This window comes from Ruegeria sp. CI1, from assembly GCF_056536925.1.
Genome location: NZ_JBQFQP010000009.1, coordinates 134,678 through 154,390 on the forward strand (window position 1 = coordinate 134,678; position 19,713 = coordinate 154,390).

Below are 19,713 nucleotides of genomic sequence, written 5' to 3' on the forward strand. Positions count from 1 at the left end.
TTTGGAACAGAAAGTGCGCTGACCCGGTGCAACCGTTTTACTATGACTGGGATCATTCCAAAGCCAATTCACCGTCGGGCGACAGGTACGGATCTTGTCGCGATATGAGCGAATGAAACCTTCGCTTTTCTTGATACGCGACAGACGGAATACACAATGACGGGAAAATCTGTGCTGCGGCTGGCCGTGGACATTGGTGGAACCTTCACCGATACGGTGCTGGTTCAGGGGACCGATCACATCCTTGCCTCGGCTAAAACGCTGACAACCCATACCAACCCAGCCCAAGGAGCGATGCAGGGTGTGCAGCGGGTTTTAACCTTGGCTGGGCGTCAGCCGGTAGAGGTGAAAGGGTTCATTCATGGAACCACTTTGGCGACAAACGCCCTGATTGAAAAACGGGGTGCACGGGTTGTAACGGTAACCACCCAAGGGTTTCGCGATATTCTGGAAATCGCCTATGAACGGCGGTACGCACAATATGACATCAACCTTGAAAAACCTGATCTTCTGGTTCCGCGCGAACGCGCCTTGACGATACAGGAGCGCACGTCTGCAGATGGTGGCGTTCTGGTTCCGCTCAAGGCGCATGCGATCGATACATTGGCTGAGCAAATTGAAGCATCAGGTGCCCAGGCGGTGGCAATCTGTCTTTTGCACTCCTATGCCAATCCAAGTCATGAACGAAGGTTGCGCGATGCTTTGCAACAAAAGCTCCCGCACTTGGCGGTGTCGCTGTCAAGTGATGTCAGCCCAGAGGCGCGAGAGTTTGATCGGCTCTGCACGACGGTTGCCAACGCGTTTATCCTGCCACTAATGCGGACGTACCTGGACGAGTTCGCCAAGAGTTTTGCCTCAGAAGGGATTGTTTGCCCGATATTGATGATGACAGCTGGCGGTGGCATGTGCTCGCTCGACAGCGCCAGAAGGTTTCCAATCCGCCTGGTGGAATCCGGTCCCGCGGGGGGCGCAATTCTCGCAGCCCGAATTGCGGCGCAAGCCGGGTTGGACCGGGTCGTATCGTTCGACATGGGAGGCACCACCGCGAAACTTTGTTTGATCGACGAGGCCCGGCCCCAGACTGCTCGTCAGTTCGAAATCGCGCGGGCGGCCCGGTTCGTCAAAGGGTCCGGAATGCCGGTCCGCATTCCCGTGATCGAGATGATCGAAATCGGAGCCGGTGGCGGTTCGATCGCGGCGGTGGATCGTTTGGGGCGAATGACGGTGGGACCCCAAAGTGCAGGGTCCGAGCCAGGCCCGGTCGCATTCGGTCGCGGCGGCAACAAACCAACCGTTACCGACAGCGATATTGTTCTGGGCTATATCCAGCCGGACAGCTTTGCCGAAGGGAAGCTGCATGTCGATAGTGACGCCGCGCGGGACGCGTTGAAGCGTCACATCGGACAAAACCTCGAGATCGATCCATTGCAGTCAGCGGACGGCGTCACTCGGATCGTGGATGACAACATGGCCAGCGCAGGACGTATGCACGCAGTTGAATCAGGAAAGGATCTGGGTGAGCGGACGATGATTGCTTTTGGAGGCAATGGCCCGTTGCATGCTACCCGAGTGGCCCGCGCTGCCGGCGTTAACCGCATCGTGATCCCCTCCAGCCCCGGCGTTGGGTCTGCTGTGGGGTTTCTCTTCGCTCCGGTTGGTTTCGAAGTCATCCGCAGTCGATATTCCCTTCTAGATCAGATAGATATGCCGGCGATCAATGCGGTTTTTTCCGAAATGATTGCGGAGGCTCAAGCTGTCGTCGACCAAGGGGCGGCCGGTTCGATTACCTATACCCAGCGCAGCGCATTCATGCGCTATCATGGTCAGGGGCATGAGATCGAAATTCTGTTGCCGGATAGACCACTGGAAGACTTTGATGTCGAACCGCTTCGCACGGCATTTGAAACGGAGTACCGGCAACAGTTTTCACGCCCGGTGCCGGGGATGGAAATTGAAATCCTGAACTGGTCTGTTCGCGTAGCGACACCCAATCTTCCGGCTCCGCGAATACCCAAACTCAAAAAGACGAAAAATATTTCCTCATCGGATAGAAGACCAATCTATTGCGACGTCGGAGGTGGTATTGTCCAAGCCGGAGTATTTTCTCGAACTGTACTAAAGCCGGGCGACCTGATCATCGGTCCCGCCCTTGTCACCGAGCCGCAGACGACAACGCTCGTTTCGGCTGACTTTGTCGCTCAGGTTGATGCCATAGGCAATCTGGTTCTGACCCGGAAAGAAAAAGGAGCGGCCCATTGACCGACCTTTCCCCCACCCGCCTGCAGGTTATGTGGAACCGTCTTTTGGCGGTTGTCGAAGAGCAGGGTCAGACGTTGATACGGGCTGCGTTTTCACCCATCGTGCGGGAATGTGGTGACATTTCTGCCGGAATATTCGACGTTCAGGGTCGCATGCTGGCCCAGGCCGTCACCGGAACACCGGGCCATATCAACACAATGGCCGAAGCAGTAATGCATCTGCGAGAGCGATTCCCGGTTCAAAACATGAAACCGGGCGATATTTACATGACCAACGATCCCTGGTTGGCCTCGGGACACTTGAACGACTTTCTGCTGATGATGCCCGCCTTTCACAAAGGGCGGGTTGTTGGCTTTACCTCCTGCACGTCACATCTGGTCGATCTGGGCGGTCTGGGGATGGGACCGGAAGGGTCCGATATCTATGATGAAGGCCTGCTAATCCCTCCGTGCAAGCTGGTCGACCAAGGCGAACTAAACGCCTTGTTGATGGACATCGTCCGCGCCAACTCGCGGGAACCCATCGCCAATGAGGGTGATATTTATGCCCTCATCGCTTGCTGCGAAGCGGGGGTGAAGCGTTTAAAGAGCATGATGGAAGAGTTCGGTCTGGACGACCTTGATGCACTGGGGCAGCACATCATCGATACGTCACGCCGCGGTACGCTGGAGGCCATCGCTGAGGTTCCGCCTGGCGTCTATCGCAACATGCTGCGCATGGACGGATATGAGAAAGAGCTGGAGTTACACGCAACGCTCACCGTATCCGAGACTGGCATGCATGTAGATTTTGCGGGCACGTCGGGCTGTTCGAAAAAAGGGATTAATGTTCCGCTCAATTATGCCACGGCTTATACGGTTTTTGCGCTAAGATGCATCGTTGGTCCCGACATTCCTAACAATGCCGGTTCACTGGAGCCCTTCACCGTCGATGGCCCTCCGGGGTGTATCCTGAATGCGCAGCGTCCGGTGCCCGTGGCCATGCGCCACACATTGGGACAGGTGACGCCCGATCTGGTTCTGGGTTGCCTCCATCAGGCACTGCCCGACAAGGTTCCGGCCGAAGGTGCATCGTGCATGTTCGACCTGCCCATGCGACACGCGCCCGAAGTGGCGGCCATTGGTGGGCGTGAATTTGCCATCGAACCAGTCCACAATGGCGGCACCGGCGCCCGACCCCATGCCGATGGCCTGTCTGCTACTGCCTACCCATCGGGTGTCTATGGCAGCCAAGTGGAGATCACTGAAAGCGTGGCTCCGGTAACGATTTGGAAGCGCGAACTGCGACCGGATTCCGGCGGACCAGGAAAGTACCGCGGCGGTCTGGGTCAAAGGATCGAAATGACCTCGGCCAATAATGCGCCTTTTGTCGTATTTCTGTCTGTCGAGCGTTTGAAATTCCCGGCGTTGGGGCGTGAGGGCGGTTTGCCCGGTGCGCCTGGTCGAATTCGAATCGACGGACGCACGGAAGACATTTCCGGTAAGGGTGAGTTGCGCGTTGAATCCGGCGAGCGCCTGATTTTTGAAACTCCAGGCGGCGGCGGCTTCGGGCCGCCGTCGCAGCGTGACCCGAATGCACTGGCATTGGATAAGGTACGGGGGCTAGTGACCTTAGAAGGCGCAAAACATTATGGAGATGGGTTATGATTTCTCCGATGCCGCACATCGCCACAATGGCGCCATACGCCTTGGCCGATCTGGGCAAGCCGGGCACCGTGTCAATGGCACAGAACGAAAGTTCATTTCCGGTCAGCCCTGCTGCACTTGCTGCGGGACAGAGGGCGCTCTCGAACAGTCTCCTCTATCCCGATCCCGATTGGACGGAACTGCGCTCGGCAATCGCCGAAACGCATGATTTGGACCCGCAGCGCATATTGTGCGGCGCCGGCTCGATGGAACTTATTGGATGTCTGGTCCACGCTTACGTTGGACCCGGGCAAGCGCTGCTGAGCACTCAGTACGGTTATGCTTTTGTCAGGACAGCGGCCGGGCAAGCCAATGCTGAGCCAATCTTGGCTCGGGAGGTCGCGATGACTGTTTCTGTCGACGAAATCCTCGCCTCCTGTCGCCCCGGTATTAGCGTCGTTTTTTTGTGCAATCCGGGGAACCCGACCGGCACCCTGATCCCGAACGCCGAAATTCTGCGGCTGCGCCGCGCGTTGCCGCAGGATGTCTTGCTGATTGTTGATCAGGCCTATGCGGAGTTCTGCGATGTCGGGCAGCCACCTTCAGAGATTTTTGCCTTGATCGACCTCGGCAATACCGTGATCCTTCGTACATTTTCCAAGGCTTACGGTTTGGCCGGAGCACGGGTGGGGTGGGGTTACTTTCCCTCTGAAGTTGCCGAACAGGTTCGAAAGCTGTTGAATCCCAATAATGTTTCGATCGTGTCCCAAGCTATGGCCGCTGCTGCAATGCGTGACCAAGCCCAATTGTGTGAAGTCGTTTCAAACACTGCCGCGCTGCGCGACGGGTTTGCCGCGGATATGCGTGGGTTAGGGCTGAACGTGCCTCAATCCCACACCAACTTCGTCTTGCTGCAATTTGATAGCGTGGATGCTGCGCGCCGTGCGGATGCCGCTTTGCAGGACGGTGGCCTGCTGATGCGCGGCATGGGGGGTTACGGCTTGCCGAATTGTCTTCGGGCAACAATCTGCGCGCCTGAAATCATGAACCGGGTTCGAAACGTTCTGAAAGAAGTTTTTTCATGACTGATCCTCGCACATTGGCCAAGATCGGTGTTCTGGTTCCTTTCACCAACACCAATCTGGAACCCGATTTGGAACTTATGCGTCCACCGGGTGTCACACTGCATTTCCAGCGCCTCGGCGGCTATGACGTTGACGAGATTCCGGGAGTCGAACAGATGGCGGGGCTGGGAGCTTCGGATATCGAGCACGACCTGCGAATGATCTCGGGGGTGCGACCTCAGGTGGTTCTGTATGGCTGCACCTCGGCTACACTGACACATGGACCGGCGTTCGATGAAGATCTGGCGGAACGGATCAAGGAAGGTTCAGGCGCAGCCTCGATGACTGCAGCCGGTTCTCTGATAGCAGCGTTGAAGGCCTTAAGTGTCAAGAAGGTTGGTTTCTCTTCGCCCTATGTCGGAGCGATTAACGATCAGGCAGTAGATTTTCTTGTGCAAAACGGAATTGAAACTGTGGCCCGCGCTGATATCGGGCGCGAGCTGGGTAACTATGGTCAAGGTGAGTTGGCACCGGACGAGGTTTTTGATCTTGCCTGCCGGGCCGACCACCCCAAGGCACAAGCAATCGTGCTGAGTTGCACTGACATGCGCTCTGTTGAGGCCATCGAGCGGATCGAAGCTGCCCTGGGCAAGCCAGTCGTAACCTCGAATCAGGCGCTGATGTTCTGCCTGATGCAGCATCTGAACCTGGCGCGACATGAACAGTTGCCGGGTCGCCTGTTCGACAGATTATGATCGGGGATGCGCTGTTTCATTTCTCTACCCGTAGCGAAAGACGTCGTCCCTGCCTTACTCCGATTGCAACGGCGTCTTGGGGTAGGGCGCGTAGTTCCGCCAGAAAATCTGCATCTGACACTCGCCTTTCTGGACAATCAAAGCCACGAAGTGCTTGAGGCGATACACGAGAGTTTGCAACTTATTCAGGCGCCTCCGTTTTCGGTGACTTTGACGGGATTGGACCAGTTTGGTTGGTCTGTGCATCTAAAGGTGCAAGAAAACCCTCGACTTGATGCACTGCATGGTCGGGTTCAGGCGGCTGTGCGCCACGCCGGCATCTTCTTGCCGCGTCGACGCTTTCGTCCACATGTCACGGTTCTACGCCTCAAACCCACGCGGTGCTTGCCGCCCTACCCTCCGGATTTAACCGGTTTGGAATATCCGGAAATGGAAGTGTCTCAGTTTGCACTCTATGCCTCGACATTGCTGCCAGATGGAGCGCGGCACGAATGTCTTGCCGAGTATCCGCTGGCGCCGGAAAACTGACGGATAGCAGGGTGGTTTAGGGCGCGTCGTAGATCAAGGCGGCCACGTCCGAGAACCGGCTGGTCGGATGAATGAGGCTCAACACGGCATCTCGAATTTCGGCAGCACGGGCGGTACCGATAGCGGAAGAGGCAAACTCCATGTACTTCTTGATCACCTCTTCGCGGCTCATCGGGGCTTCGGGGCCACCCCTTGCATGGGTGTCGCCCGACTCTAGTACCTGACCGTCGATTGTCGTGATCTGAACATCGGCCCAACGCCCCTGCGGAAACCGCTCGCTGTGGCATGTCGCTTCGGCTACCGAGATGCGCTGCATGAACCCGGCCACAACCGGGTCATTCAACCCTGCACCGCATATGTGCTCAACCCCAATCCGACCGTGGACTGCCTGAACAGCCACAGCAAAAGGCAGCGAATACTGCGCCTGACTGGTTGTGTCTGGCAACTCGGAATAAAGACAGGCAGCTTGATGGAAGCTGTTGATATGCAGCCCGGCGATCTGCTCGTGAGCCAGATCATGCTCGATCATCAAAGCGCGGGTGGCGTCAATGGCGGCGTGAGCCCAACGGCAAATCGGGTAGGGCTTCACATATTGATGTTCCATCTGCCAAAACTGCCCCAGATCGGCCCAATAAAGTGCGGCACGTTCTTCTTCGATTGTAATCGCCGGCGCACCGGTAAACCCGCGCTCGGCTAGGATTGCCGCTGACATCCCAACCATTGCGCCCCATCCTGAACCGTCATGCAGCATGGTGGGGTTGGCGATCTCGCGCATCATCTGGCTGCGCGGACCGTGGTACTCAGCGATACCCAACCCCTGTCTCAGCTGATCCACAGTATGCCCCCTCAGGCGCGCGGCCATCGCGGCCACACCCAACGCATTCCACGCGCCCGAGGTGTGATAGTCGCTGACCGTAGCATGCAGGGCCATACCCGCCCGACCCGCGATTTCGTACCCCACGATTATTGCCGCCAAAGCCTCGGGACCCAAAAGGTCGGGACAGCGCTCGGCCAATGCTGCAAGCGCGGGGATCACAACGACCCCGATATGACCCTTGGTCGGATTGTATCCGTCATGCCCGTCGAGATTGTCGGTCTGAGTCGCAGCAGCGTATGCAGCGCCCGCCATACTGACGCGACGACCATCAAAAGGCATTCGAGCGCTGAATGCGGCGTCCGTTGAAGCATATAAAAGCGCCGCAGTATCCCGTGCGATCAACCCAGCCTCCATCGGGCCGGAAGCGATCAGAATACCCAAGGTGTCCAAAGCCATCAACGCGGCTGCGTCCCGCGCGCTTTCCGGCATGTCTTCAGGGCGGCAACTCAGTACGAAATCGGCAACTTTGGAAAAAGTGTCGGTCATGTCAGCCTCTCAGGCGTGAGCCGGCGGGGTCAAAGAGTGGTTCACTCAGGATTTTGGCCTTGTGCGGTTTGCCAAGAATGAAAATCTTGACTGAATCTCCTGGCCCAGCAACGGATGGGTTGGAATACCCTACAGCCAGAGATTTTCCGACCGAATAGCCGTAGGCGCCCGACGTTACCCGACCGACGGGCCGACCATCTTGAGTAAAGATCGGCTCGCCGCCAGTTGCGTCTGCATTGTGCTCCGCCTCGACCTCGAAGATCGATAGCACCTCACGTGGGGCGTTGTCCTTGACTGCCATATAGGCGTTCTTGTGCAGAAAGTCCTTGTCCAGCTTAATCAGCCCAGACAGCCCGACTTCTTGTGGCCAGTACTCCTGAGAATACTCACGCCCCCACGAGCCATAGCCCTTTTCGATCCGCAAGCTTCCCAGAGCCCGGCCACCAACCGGACCGCCGCCAAACTCTTTCGCGGCTTCCAAAAGTACCGAATAGAGTCTTATCTGGTCCTCATCGCTGCAGTGTAACTCCCACCCCAGATCACCGGTAAAGCTTACCCGGATCGCAAGACAGGTTACGCCGGCTACCTCGATGGTCTGCGATCGCATGAACCGGAAGGCCTCGTTCGACAGATCTGCATTGGTCAGCCGTTGCAACAGGTCGCGTGATTTCGGGCCAGCTACGTTAAAGCCCGCAATCCGGTTTGTGGCGACCTCGAATGTGGTATCGTCGGGCAAGGGCACCATGTTGAAGAAGCGTTGATGATAGCGTTCAGCCATACCCGAGCCGACCATCATGTATTCGTCTTCCTCCACCTTGGTGATGGTAAAATCTCCTGCCACACCACCGCGCACCGAGATCAGAGGTGTCAGGCAAGACCTACCAATTTCCGTTGGTACGCGATTGGCGACCAGACGATCCAGCCAATCATGTGCTCCCGGCCCTTTAACGACGTAATTGGCGAAGTTCGAGATATCGATCACGCCAACGCTTTCGCGCAGCATGTTTACTTCTCGACCCACCGGCTCCCACCAGTTCTGGCGGGTAAAACCGTTGGTTTCGATTGTTCCGGGCTGATCGGCGAACCAAAGCGGATGTTCCCAGCCACAGTTCAGGCCAAAGACACACCCCATCTCCTTTTGCAGTTCATACGCCGGACGCACACGAGCCGGGCGACCCGCGCTGCGTTCCTCGTTCGGGAAATGGATGGCGAAGCGGTGGGTATAAACATCCTCCACTCGTGCCTTGGTGAACTTCTTGTCTGCCCAGTCGCCAAAGCGGGCCAGATCCCAAGCAAACATGTCATATTGCGGTTCGCCCTCGATCATCCATTGAGCGGCCAGCAGACCCAGGCCGCCCGACTGCGAAAAGCCAGGGATGATGCCGGTACAGCAGAAGTAATTCTTCAGTTCCGGGACCGGGCCCCAGATCGCGTTCGAATCTGGAGACCAGATCATCGGGCCGTTGATCACCCGCTTGACGCCAGCGGTGGCGGCAACCGGGACACGCTCGGTCGCGCGGATCACGTTTTCCATGATCCTGTCCAAATCATCTGGAAACAGGTCATGCGCAAAGTCCAGTGGCGTGCCGTTTTCGGCCCAGAACCGCATGTCTTTCTCATAGGCCCCGATCAGCAACCCATTACCTTCCTGGCGGAAGTAGTACTCGCCATCCCGGTCGGCGATCGAGGGCAGACGGCGGCCCAGATTGGCAACTTCGTCAATCGCCTCGGTCACGAAATACTGGTGCTCAGTCGGTTGCAGAGGCAGTTCGATCCCGGCCATCGCGGCCACTTCGCGACCCCAAAGGCCGCCGGCATTCACCACCCACAGCGTGTGGATGTCGCCTTTTTCTGTGCGCACGATCCAAGAACCATCAGGTTGTTGTTCGGTGCCGATAACCGGGCAGAACCGCTCGATCGTAGCACCCATCTTCCGGGCGCCTGCGGCGTAGGCCATGGTTACACCGGACGGGTCCACATTGCCGCCATCGGGTTCGTACATGATGCAACGAATGTCTTCGAACTGAGCCAGCGGATGAAGCTCCATAGCCTGTTCGCGGCTGACTTCGTAGAAGTTCAAGCCATAGAACTTCGCCTTGGCTTCCTGCAGGCGCAGCTGGTGTTCGCGGTTTTCGGTCTGTGCCAGATAAAGTGAGCCAGGTTGAAAAACTCCGCAACCCTGTCCGGTTTCCTTTTCCAGTTCCTTGTACAGGTTCATCGTATAGTGCTGGATACGGGTGACGTTATTGTTATCGTGCAGCCCGTGGATGTTCGCCGCCGCGTGCCAGGTCGATCCGCTGGTCAGCTCGTCCCGTTCCAGCAGGACGACGTCTGTCCAGCCGAGCTTTGCAAGGTGATACAGGATCGAACAGCCGACCAAGCCACCTCCTATTACGACCGCTTGGGCGTGGGTTCTCATGGGGCTTTACTCCTGAATCCTGAACGATGTCAGACCATCGCAATTTTCAGGGAGTCAGCCACAGTTGCAACCCGGCGTATGCTCTGATCCCGACATCCAAGGTCGGGATCAGAGCAGGTTTTCCTGAAATTGGTTTTATCTACTTGAAAAATCTTGGATGTCAGTAAGGTGCTTCGACATTGTTCATCGATACATAGACAGATTTCATTTCGCTGAAGTGGTTTATTGCCAGTTTCGAGTTCTCGCGTCCCACGCCGGACATCTTTGACCCGCCAAAAGGCGCTTCGACGGGGGCAAGATTGTAGGTGTTGATGTAGCAGGTACCGGCCTCGAATCCGGCAGCTACTCTGTGCGCGCGGGACAGATCGTTGGTGAAGACGCCGGCAGCCAAACCGAATTCGGTGTCATTGGCGCGGATCATGACCTCTTCTTCGGTGTCAAAATCTAGCACTGACATGACCGGGCCAAATATCTCTTCGCGCGCGATGGTCATGTCGTCGGTCACGTCGGAGAACACGGTGGGTAGTACATAAAAACCTTCGCCTTCAACCCGCGCACCACCATAGACCAGCCGCGCGCCTTCAGCCTTGCCTTTTTCAATGTAGCTCAACGCGACGTTCATTTGGTTTTCGCTGACCATCGGGCCGAAATTGGTTTCCTCATCCAGAGGATCACCAATTTTCGCGTTTGCCAACCGCTCGGACAAACGCGTCAGAAACTCTTCCTTGATGCTCTTGTGCACAAACACCCGGGTTCCGTTGGAACAAACCTGCCCAGAGGAATAGAAATTGCCCAAAATGGCACCCGACACTGCGTTTTCGATATCGGCGTCGTCGAATATAATCATCGGAGATTTGCCGCCCAGTTCCATGGTGACATGTTTCATTCCGCCCGCAGCGGCGGCATAAACCTTGCGGCCCGTGGGTACCGAACCGGTCAGCGAGACCTTGGCCACGCGCGGGTCGGTCACAAGGCTTGCGCCCACATCGCCATAGCCTTGTACCACGTTGTAGATTCCCTTGGGGGCGCCAGCCTCGATCAGGATCTCGGCCACTTTCAATGCGGACAGCGGCGTTGTTTCAGAAGGCTTGAACACCATCGTATTTCCGCAGGCCAATGCCGGGGCCCCTTTCCAGCAGGCGATCTGTGTGGGATAATTCCATGCGCCGATGCCGACACAAACCCCCAATGCTTTGCGGATCGTATAGACGAAATCGCCGCCACCCAGCGAGATGTGCTCTCCGGTTAACGATGCGGCCAGACCGCCGAAATATTCCAACGCATCCGCACCGCTGGTCGCGTCGGCCACCAATGTTTCCTGCAGTGGTTTTCCGGTGTCGTGGGTTTCGATGGTCGACAATTCGCGATTGCGCTCACGCATGATGTCAGCAGCGCGGCGCAACACACGTCCGCGTTCGGTTCCGCTCATGGCTTCCCAGGAGGTTTGAGCGTTTTTTGCGCTGGTCAATGCTATGTCGGTGATGGCGGGTGTTGCTGAATGCAGCCGCGCTATGACTTCGCCTGTCGCTGGATAGACGACGTCTATCGGTGCACCATCCACGTCCTCGACGTATTCGCCGTCGATAAAGTGGCTGGCCTTGGGCTGGAATTTCATGCCGTATCCTTCTCGCGAATTTGCACCAACCGCGCATAGTTGCGGGTCTGTTTCCATTGCACTATCGGTTGTTGATCCGTCAGTCAATAAACGTGCGACCTGTGTTTTCGGCAGCCAGGAAAATCAGCGCCCTTGAAAAATCCCCATTAATGTTCTATATATGTTCTCATCGTGGCTGAGGATATTCTGATGACCCACCCGTTGCAAAGATCGGCCCTGAATGGCCCCGGAAACGACTATCACCTGTTGCCTGTGACAGATAAGCAGATGCGGTACGCTCGCGCGATCGCAGAGAAATCTGCATTGGAAATTCCGGTAGAGGCGCAGCGCGACCGGCGGTCGCTATCAGACTGGATATCGGCCCACAAACCGCGCGGCACATCACCCTTTGACAACTATCCGACCGGAAAACAGGTAGCCTTTGCGGAGCGTATCGCAAGGGCCAAGCATCGCCATGTCCCGTCAGAGTGCTTTCGTGACAAGGCAGCTATTGCAGCATGGATCGAGCGAAACCGATGAGTGCGCTCAGGTTTGACGCGCCCGCCCGTAAAGGGCGACCGCTGCGGCGACGAATAACCCCAGCAACACGTAACCGGTTATTGCTTCAGCAACGGCAATGGCCCGGCACAATCCACCCGGATGCAGGTCACCGAACCCGACGGTCGTGAACGTCACATACGAAAAATACAGAACATCGCTGGGCTGCTTGGCACCGATCACGCACAAATCGGTATAGCCAAAAGATCCGTAGGCGGCGGCGAAAAGGAACGGAACGACCTGAATGAAAGATACAGCCATCAGCAAAAGCTGATGCTTGGCTTTGTCGATGCGAGTTGCGTGAATCCAGATTTGTGACAACAGCCAGACAGCAAGTACGAAAGTTGCCACTGTTCCTATGGTATCGCCTGCGGTTTCGGGACTGAGCCGCGACAGAAAGAAAAAGGCCAGGCTGCTGACGACAACCAGCCCGAATGCCCCTAGCAATGTGGGCCACCATTCCTTCAATCGGAACGCGATCCGCGCCATTTCACCGCTCCAGTTGTACTAGCTTATGTCTTTACGCGCGCTCAAAGCCGCATTGATGGTGCCATCATCGAGATAGTCGAGTTCGCCGCCTATCGGCACACCCTGCGCCAATGAAGTCAGGCGCACCTGCCCCTGTAGTTGGTCGGCGATGTAATGGGCGGTTGTTTGGCCGTCGACTGTTGCGTTCAAAGCAAGAATGATTTCGGTAATCCCTTCGGTGACAACCCGATTTCTGAGACGGGGAATGCGGAGTTCATCGGGGCCTACGCCATCCAGCGCAGACAGAGTTCCACCCAGCACGTGATACCGCCCCTTGAACACGCCTGCCCGCTCCATTGCCCAGAGATCCGCGACATCTTCGACGACGCAAAGTTCACCCGAAGCGCGATCTTCATCCTCGCAGATGTCGCAGATATCCGAGGTGCCGACATTGCCGCAGTTGAGACACTCTCGAGCTGAGACGGCGACGGCATGCACGGCGTCAGACAATGGCGTCAGCAGCAATGCGCGTTTCCTGATTAAATGCAGAACCGCGCGTCGGGCTGATCGCGGTCCGAGGCCGGGCAGCTTGGCCATCAGTTCGATCAGATTGTCGATATCGCGGTTGGAACTCACCCATGCGCCTCATTTTTATCGGGGCACAGGTAGCCCCAATCATCTGCCGTGCAGGTGCTATTATCAGAACGGTAGCTTGATGTCTTTGGGAAGCCCCAAGCTTTCGGTTAGTCTGGCCATCTCTTCCTGAGCTTTCTCGGCAGCTTTGGCCTGGGCGTCCTTGATAGCGGCCAGGATCAGGTCTTCAACCACCTCTTTGTCGTCACCGTTGAAGATCGACGGATCGATATCGAGAGCCATGAGATCGCCCTTGGCTGAGGCCGTCGCCTTGACCAGCCCGGCGCCCGATTCGCCAATGACCAAAACGTTGTGCAGATCTTCCTGCATCTGGGTCATCTTGGTCTGAAGCTCTTGAGCTGACTTCATCATCTTGGCCATGTCGCCAAGCCCGCCAAGTCCTTTAAGCATGGTTCTTTCTCCTGCATTTCGGTTTGACGCCTAGATACGGGTGCAAACTGGTTGGCACAAGGGGCACGCGTTCCCATCCGTCGTTTCAGTTTTCGCCGAGACAACTCCTTCGGTTGGGCCGGGCATCGTGGAGGCATCCCCGTGCGACGTGGGTGAGACAGGTCAGATCACACGGACATCATCTAGCCCGTCTTTAGACGTGACTGAGCAGCAGATCGAGCGAAGGGATCGAGGATGTTCATAGTCCCATGGACGACCTCGATGCACTGTTGCCCGTTCATCCCAAATCAGCACATCACCCACCGACCACTGATGGGAATACACGTATTCGGGGCGTGTGCAAAACGTCATCGCCTCTGCTAGTATTTCCTGGCTTTCTCCATGGCCCAACCCCTCGATGGCAAAAGCGTGCGAGGCAATGAACAAGGCCTCATCGCCGGTTGTTGGATTGGGCCAGATCGCGCGCCACGGGCGATCGGGCCAGCGGGTCATTCGAGACAATGCGGCGAGTTCGGAAGAGATCTGGGCGCGGGAGTGAGACAACCGATGCCATATGATCGCATTTTTTAGTTTCGATTTAAGGGTTTCAGGCATGTCCGCCCACGCTGCCCGCGTCGAGGCAATTTCTGTCTCTCCACCCGAAGGGGGAACAACACGCGCAGTCAGAATGTTGACCAGCGCAGGAGTGGGCAAGAAAGTGCTGTCCGTGTGCCAGAGCATATTGGCTTGCAGGTCAAGCAGCCGCAGATCATCGCGCGACCGTAGTCCATCGGAAGTCTGGTTGGAAAGCTCCGAAACTTGGAATTCGACATCGCGTCCCGCCGCCATCGCCTCACGGTTTTCGAGCGGGCCGAACAACTCGCCCAACCGAATGTGATCGGCATCCGTCAGGGATTGGTTGCGGAACAAAAGCGCGGAATGAGTTTCGAACATTTGCCGGATTCGCGGGTAATGCGATTCCGCAGTCACGTCGCGCAGATCAACGTCGTGAATAATTAATCCGAAACGGGAGTGCAGAGGGTCAGTTCGCATGCCAGGCTCCTGTCAGACAACTCCCGGAACCGTGTGAGATTGCAATCGACCCTTCAAGCGTATTTGCGACATTTGTAGCGGCACGCGTCTGCAAGGTCACTATTCTTCTTCGAACGGATCCCATTCGTCTTCGACTTCGGGAAGTGCCTCGGCTTCGACCAGCGCTGCTCGTTGTTCGGGGGTTGTGATGCGGGTGATGCTGGCCTTGGGGAACTGTGCGATCACGGCCTGCACCAACGGATGCGCACTGGCTTCATTTTTCAGGGCGATCTCGACGGCATCGCGAATTTCCGAAATCGTCTGTGCCTCGCCATTCGAGACGATCGAAACAGCCCAACGATTGCCCGTCCAGCGTTGCAGGCTTGCGCCCAGCCTCTGGGCCAGATCGTTGGGCGCTTTGTCGGACGGGGTAAACTCAATACGCCCCGGTTGATAAGCAACAAGGCGAATCCCGTCCTCAACATCGACCAGCAACTTGCCGTCACGATTGGAGCGGATCAGTTCGACCACGTGTTCGAATGTTGGGTATCGCCCCAAAGCGGCTTGCAGGTCCTGCGCGAGGGCTGCAACTGGCGCACCGCTGTTGTGACGCCGAGCGGACTGGTTGCCTGGCGCATAAGATGCTGTTGACTGTGCGGTCGACGTACTCCCGCCTGACAAGGGAACTCCTCCACCCGGGCCGTTCGGTGCCGGTGGCGCAGGCGCATCCTGCAGTCGCTTGATCAGTTCTTCCGGGCTGGGTAGATCGGCGACATGAGTCAGACGAATGATCGCCATCTCGGCGGCCATCATGGAATTAGGCGCACCAGAAACTTCCTCCAGCGCCTTCAGCAGCATCTGCCACATCCGCGTCAAAACGCGCATAGGCAGCGCCTGTGCCATTTGTATCCCTCGCGCGCGTTCGTCGGGCGAAACGGTCGGGTCTTCTGCTGCATCAGGCGTGATTTTGACAACAGAAACCCAATGGGTGATCTCGGCCAGATCTCGCAACACTGCCAATGGATCGGCGCCTTCGGCATATTGCGCACCCAGTTCGGTCAATGCCCCCGCCGCATCGCCCCGCAGGATCATGTCCATCAGGTCCAGAACCCGACCCCGGTCCGCCAGCCCCAACATTGCACGTACCTGATCCGCAGAGGTCTCCCCGGCGCCATGCGAGATCGCCTGATCCAGAAGCGAGGTCGCATCCCGGGCCGAACCTTCAGCTGCGCGGGTGATCAGAGCCAGTGCGTCGCCAGCGATCTGAGCTCCCTCCGATTCGGCGATCATGCGTAGCAGGCCGATCATATCTTCGGGTTCGATCCGACGCAGATCAAAGCGCTGGCAACGAGACAGAACTGTGACCGGAACCTTGCGAATTTCAGTTGTCGCGAAAATGAATTTCACGTGCGCCGGAGGTTCTTCAAGCGTCTTCAGCAGCGCGTTGAACGCGCTGGTCGACAACATGTGAACCTCGTCGATAATGTAAATCTTATACCGCGCGCTGGCAGCGCGGTAGCGGACGCTGTCGATGATCTCGCGAATGTCGCCAACACCGGTCCGGCTTGCTGCATCCATCTCCATCACGTCTACATGACGGCCTTCCATGATCGCAACGCAATGCTCGCACTGACCGCAAGGTTCAGTTGTCGGCTTTCCGTTTCCATCCGGCCCGATGCAGTTCATGCCCTTGGCGATGATCCGTGCGGTAGTGGTTTTACCCGTCCCGCGAATGCCGGTCATGATAAAAGCCTGCGCAATCCGGTCTGCTTCAAAGGCGTTTCTTAGTGTCCGCACCATCGAATCCTGGCCGACCAGATCGGCAAAGGTTTCGGGGCGATATTTTCGGGCAAGAACCTGATAGGGTGCGGGTGCGGTGTCGGTCATGTCTGCTCTGCCGGATTCGTCTTAAAACCGCAGCGTAGTGTGCCGCGATGCCCGCGTCCACAGCAGCAGGTCCGATTTTGGTTTGGATTGCTTGCAAGCCGGGGTAAAACACTCAGGCATCCATTGGAGAATGCAGATTTCAGCGTGTTGGTTGTGTGGGAGCTAATCGTGTCACAACTGGTGATATTTGGGCTGCAGGTGGGCGGAGGCACATTGGCTATCTGCCAGATGCCGGGTCGGAGCGGAGACTATCCTTCTGACCTCGACACCATTGCCGACTGGAAACCGGGCCTAGTGATTTCGATGACGACAGAGGTCGAAATGATCCAAGACGGCGCGCGCAGTTTCGGCTTGGATATTCAGGCGCGCGCCTGCCGATGGGTCCATTTGCCGATCGAAGATTTTGGTATTCCGCCCAGTCATGTCCAGGCGAAATGGGCCGAGACCAGTGCGTCTGCGCGGCAGGCACTTGCTGGCGGTGGTCGGATTTTGATCCACTGTCGTGGCGGTTGCGGAAGATCGGGAATGGCTGCGCTGAGGTTGATGGTCGAATGTGGTGAAAGACCTTCGGATGCGCTGAAACGGCTACGCGCCATTCGCCCCTGCGCCGTCGAAACCGAACCCCAAATGGATTGGGCGCTGAAAGGGCAGATGGTGGCAGACCGGCCCTGAGGCCGGACTGAGGGTTATGTTTTTGCGTTGGCGGTCTTTCAAAGTGGCGCGTGGCAGGCGGTTTCTGCCGCCTGATTGCCCTGCGGAACTGCTTCGAGGAACGCGCAGGGCATCTGCTTGATCCAACCCGAGGGAAAAACGGTCCGAGAAGAGTTCAATAGAGCGTCTTCAATCTGGTTCAGGCGTTCGCTATCCGCCTCGTCATTCACACCGCAGAATACTCGAATGCGAGAATGATCGGCGCGGAATCTGGCATCGCACCCAGTGGCACAATGTTCAAGTGCGCAGCTTCCGTCGATCTCGAAGTCATCTGCAGTCAATGGCTTTGCCGCAGATATCGCCTGTGCCAGTTTTTTACCCATTTGCGCCAATGCCGGGCAGGGTTTACCGGTTTTCTGGCACACTGTTGCCGTGAACAGGTGCTTGTCGGATTTCCAAATCATGTCGCGCCCTCCGCGCTGGTGACGAGGACAACGGACGGGAAGGACAGCAATCAGCTATCGGACCCTGTCCCGGACACCCCGCCCGAGTTCGAGTTTCAGTTCCGATGGCAGGTCTCCTGACTTGCGGGTCGCTGCTTTGCCGACCTTCCCGGCCCTTGGACCAGTGGCATTTCGGCTTCGCTCGCCGCCTACAGTTGCGGGGGCAGTCGCGGAATTGGTTCTGGAAGAACCGTACCGTGTTCCCTTTTCATTCCGACCGTGAACGCGGCCGGAAACCATCGCCTAATCGCTAGCGGGCGCACAATTCTGGGTCAAGACGAATCCTGCGGTTCAAGCACCTTTGTCGCGCCGGGCGGGTTTACTGAATTTGTTTAGACGTCGACATCTTGCTCAAGCGGCAAGGCACGTTTCTTAGGGTCTCCGAAGATCGCCTTGCCCGGGCCAACTGCCACCCGCCCTGGAGCAGTATGAACACAGTATCTGCCGCGAATTCTGGCTCGGCCACTCCAAGTCGCCTTGCGTGATGTGCGACTTCGGTTATCCAACCCTCGTACAAGTGATAGGCATGGTTGCGGAATATATTGTTGTCCGGCCCTTCGAACAAAGTAGCGGAAATCGGGCAGGTATCCCACTGACCTGATTTGTCGAAAAGTTTCGCTATCTTGTTGCAAAGAGTTGTGGCCCCGGACTGGAAATCTTCCGCAGGCTCAAATGACGCGGCAATAAGACCAAGCATCGCATCGGACGCCCAAGTAGCGGCCGCAAGCGCCAGATCGGCCTTTCCATTCGGGAAATGGTGATACAGCGATCCTTTGGGTGCGTCAGCCACGGAAAGAACTTCGTTCAGCCCGACCCCGTGATAGCCCGACCTCTGGAAAAGGTCGGCCGCAGCCCGAATCAGGCGCTCTTTTGTTGGCAAAGGACGTTCAGTCATTTGCGTGGATTATTGACAGCACTGGACCAATTGGTCCAGAGATCAGGACTAGACCGACCGGTCTAGGGGGCGCGGAGTTAAATATGCAGGACCAGGTGTCAGCTGAAGACCTTCTTATTCACTCGGGCGACTACCAACTGTCTGCCCGCCTCTTTCATGCGAAAGAAAAGCCAGAAGTTACGGTCGTGCTCAATGGGGCGACCGGTGTTCCGAGGGACTACTACAGACATTTCGCATCGTGGCTGGCCTTAGAACGCGGAATTGCTTGTCTGACGTACGATTACCGGGATTTCGGCCACTCTTTGACCGGCAACCTAAAGAAATCCAAGTCATCCATGACCGATTGGGCATTGGTCGACATGCCCGCGGCTCGGACGGAAATGCGTCGTCGGTTCCCAAATTCAAAGCTTTGGGTCATCGGGCATTCGATTGGCGGGATGCTCGGTCCTTTGCAGCCTGGCATCGAAGAAATCGACAGAATGATCTGTGTCTGTTCAGGGCTGGTACAACATCGCGATCACCCTTGGCCTTATCAAGCGCTCGCCAGAATGTTTTGGTTCGGGCATGTTCCGCTGCTGGTTAAGAGTTTGGGGTATTTGCCTGGGCGTCTTGTTGGGTTCGGAGCAGATCTACCTGCTCCGGTCTATTGGCAATGGCGAAAATGGTGCACATCCGCAAAAAGCTATCTGCCGGATGCCGGAACGACCTTACCGAAACCCGACTGGGAAAGAAGTGGCGCATCTGTGGATATGATTGCGTTTTCGGACGATCAGGTGATCCCGCCCAAATGCGTTTGGCGATTGGCCGAACTTTATGGGCAAGATGCGCGACGGCGTGAATTGACGCCTCAGGATTTTGGAGTGAAGCAAATTGGCCATCTGGGCGCGTTTGCGCGTAAGAATGCCGTTGTGTGGCCCGCACTCATCGCCGATTAGGTTGGTCTACGCTAGATGATTAGTGGGAAAGTGAGAGGTTGGACATCGACCCAAGCGGGACTCGTTGTGGCTGCTTCCTTCCGGACCTGACCAGGTTGGCGAGGCGCTCGCCCGCGCCAACCTCTCGTTGCTCGATATAGGCAAGATGACTGGC

At 56.9% G+C, this 19,713-nt stretch carries 18 protein-coding genes, 1 other RNA gene and 1 riboswitch; of the genes, 8 read left to right on the top strand and 11 right to left on the bottom strand.

Going from position 1 to position 19,713, the window contains the following annotated elements; translation table 11 throughout:
- Positions 1-156 precede the first annotated feature (156 nt).
- The 5 genes from ACR0LZ_RS12505 to thpR are packed head-to-tail and all read left to right on the top strand — an operon-like array spanning position 157 to position 6,231.
- Positions 157-2,259, top strand: coding sequence for a hydantoinase/oxoprolinase family protein (locus ACR0LZ_RS12505; protein WP_480750137.1), 2,103 nt, complete (start codon positions 157-159; stop codon positions 2,257-2,259).
- Positions 2,256-3,905, top strand: a complete 1,650-nt coding sequence (locus ACR0LZ_RS12510) for a hydantoinase B/oxoprolinase family protein (RefSeq protein ID WP_480750138.1) — start codon at positions 2,256-2,258, stop codon at positions 3,903-3,905. The genes ACR0LZ_RS12505 and ACR0LZ_RS12510 overlap by 4 nt, the downstream gene beginning before the upstream one ends.
- Positions 3,902-4,969: a pyridoxal phosphate-dependent aminotransferase gene (locus ACR0LZ_RS12515; RefSeq protein WP_480750139.1), complete on the top strand. Its 1,068-nt coding sequence runs from the start codon at positions 3,902-3,904 to the stop codon at positions 4,967-4,969. The genes ACR0LZ_RS12510 and ACR0LZ_RS12515 overlap by 4 nt, the downstream gene beginning before the upstream one ends.
- Positions 4,966-5,703, top strand: coding sequence for a maleate cis-trans isomerase family protein (locus tag ACR0LZ_RS12520; RefSeq protein ID WP_480750140.1), 738 nt, complete (start codon positions 4,966-4,968; stop codon positions 5,701-5,703). The genes ACR0LZ_RS12515 and ACR0LZ_RS12520 overlap by 4 nt, the downstream gene beginning before the upstream one ends.
- Before the next feature lie 6 nt (positions 5,704-5,709).
- On the top strand, positions 5,710-6,231 hold the full coding sequence (gene thpR / locus ACR0LZ_RS12525; protein WP_480750141.1) for an RNA 2',3'-cyclic phosphodiesterase: 522 nt from the start codon (positions 5,710-5,712) through the stop codon (positions 6,229-6,231).
- A gap of 16 nt (positions 6,232-6,247) precedes the next feature.
- Here thpR and ACR0LZ_RS12530 read toward each other — a convergent pair whose 3' ends face one another.
- From ACR0LZ_RS12530 to betB, 3 genes are all read right to left on the bottom strand, one after another.
- Complete coding sequence (locus ACR0LZ_RS12530) at positions 6,248-7,594, bottom strand: MmgE/PrpD family protein (protein WP_480750142.1); 1,347 nt, start codon at positions 7,592-7,594, stop codon at positions 6,248-6,250.
- A 1-nt stretch (position 7,595) separates the two neighbouring features.
- Positions 7,596-10,013, bottom strand: coding sequence for a GcvT family protein (locus tag ACR0LZ_RS12535; RefSeq protein ID WP_480750143.1), 2,418 nt, complete (start codon positions 10,011-10,013; stop codon positions 7,596-7,598).
- Positions 10,014-10,173: 160 nt separating this feature from the next.
- Positions 10,174-11,628 carry a betaine-aldehyde dehydrogenase gene (gene betB / locus ACR0LZ_RS12540; RefSeq protein ID WP_480750144.1) on the bottom strand — a complete coding sequence of 485 codons (1,455 nt, stop codon included), beginning with the start codon at positions 11,626-11,628 and terminating at the stop codon, positions 10,174-10,176.
- 189 nt (positions 11,629-11,817) lie between these two features.
- Here betB and ACR0LZ_RS12545 point away from each other — a divergent pair, with 189 nt between their 5' ends.
- The gene (locus tag ACR0LZ_RS12545; RefSeq protein WP_480750145.1) at positions 11,818-12,147 is read left to right on the top strand and encodes a hypothetical protein; all 330 of its coding nucleotides are present in this window, start codon (positions 11,818-11,820) and stop codon (positions 12,145-12,147) included.
- A 6-nt stretch (positions 12,148-12,153) separates the two neighbouring features.
- On the opposite strand, the gene ACR0LZ_RS12550 is transcribed toward ACR0LZ_RS12545, so the two are convergent.
- From ACR0LZ_RS12550 to ACR0LZ_RS12570, 5 genes are all read right to left on the bottom strand, one after another.
- Positions 12,154-12,654: an ion channel gene (locus tag ACR0LZ_RS12550; protein ID WP_480750146.1), complete on the bottom strand. Its 501-nt coding sequence runs from the start codon at positions 12,652-12,654 to the stop codon at positions 12,154-12,156.
- An 18-nt stretch (positions 12,655-12,672) separates the two neighbouring features.
- Positions 12,673-13,269 carry a recombination mediator RecR gene (gene recR / locus ACR0LZ_RS12555; RefSeq protein ID WP_480750147.1) on the bottom strand — a complete coding sequence of 199 codons (597 nt, stop codon included), beginning with the start codon at positions 13,267-13,269 and terminating at the stop codon, positions 12,673-12,675.
- A 63-nt stretch (positions 13,270-13,332) separates the two neighbouring features.
- Positions 13,333-13,677, bottom strand: a complete 345-nt coding sequence (locus ACR0LZ_RS12560) for a YbaB/EbfC family nucleoid-associated protein (protein WP_480750148.1) — start codon at positions 13,675-13,677, stop codon at positions 13,333-13,335.
- Between the two features lie 162 nt (positions 13,678-13,839).
- The gene (locus tag ACR0LZ_RS12565; protein ID WP_480750149.1) at positions 13,840-14,709 is read right to left on the bottom strand and encodes a TauD/TfdA dioxygenase family protein; all 870 of its coding nucleotides are present in this window, start codon (positions 14,707-14,709) and stop codon (positions 13,840-13,842) included.
- A gap of 99 nt (positions 14,710-14,808) precedes the next feature.
- Positions 14,809-16,575 carry a DNA polymerase III subunit gamma/tau gene (locus tag ACR0LZ_RS12570; protein WP_480750150.1) on the bottom strand — a complete coding sequence of 589 codons (1,767 nt, stop codon included), beginning with the start codon at positions 16,573-16,575 and terminating at the stop codon, positions 14,809-14,811.
- Between the two features lie 168 nt (positions 16,576-16,743).
- Here ACR0LZ_RS12570 and ACR0LZ_RS12575 point away from each other — a divergent pair, with 168 nt between their 5' ends.
- Positions 16,744-17,247, top strand: a complete 504-nt coding sequence (locus tag ACR0LZ_RS12575) for a protein-tyrosine phosphatase family protein (RefSeq protein WP_480750151.1) — start codon at positions 16,744-16,746, stop codon at positions 17,245-17,247.
- A gap of 38 nt (positions 17,248-17,285) precedes the next feature.
- Here ACR0LZ_RS12575 and ACR0LZ_RS12580 read toward each other — a convergent pair whose 3' ends face one another.
- Positions 17,286-17,690, bottom strand: a complete 405-nt coding sequence (locus ACR0LZ_RS12580; RefSeq protein WP_480750152.1) for a hypothetical protein — start codon at positions 17,688-17,690, stop codon at positions 17,286-17,288.
- Between the two features lie 89 nt (positions 17,691-17,779).
- Positions 17,780-17,985, bottom strand: a riboswitch (cobalamin riboswitch).
- A gap of 63 nt (positions 17,986-18,048) precedes the next feature.
- Entirely contained in the window at positions 18,049-18,624 is a 576-nt protein-coding gene (locus ACR0LZ_RS12585) for a TetR/AcrR family transcriptional regulator (RefSeq protein WP_480750153.1), read from the bottom strand.
- Positions 18,625-18,707: 83 nt separating this feature from the next.
- Between ACR0LZ_RS12585 and ACR0LZ_RS12590 the strand changes: the two genes are divergently transcribed.
- Complete coding sequence (locus ACR0LZ_RS12590; RefSeq protein WP_480750154.1) at positions 18,708-19,559, top strand: alpha/beta hydrolase family protein; 852 nt, start codon at positions 18,708-18,710, stop codon at positions 19,557-19,559.
- A gap of 28 nt (positions 19,560-19,587) precedes the next feature.
- Here the strand turns inward: ACR0LZ_RS12590 and ffs are convergent.
- Positions 19,588-19,686: signal recognition particle sRNA small type (ffs, locus tag ACR0LZ_RS12595), an RNA gene on the bottom strand.
- Between the last annotated feature and the right edge of the window lie 27 nt (positions 19,687-19,713).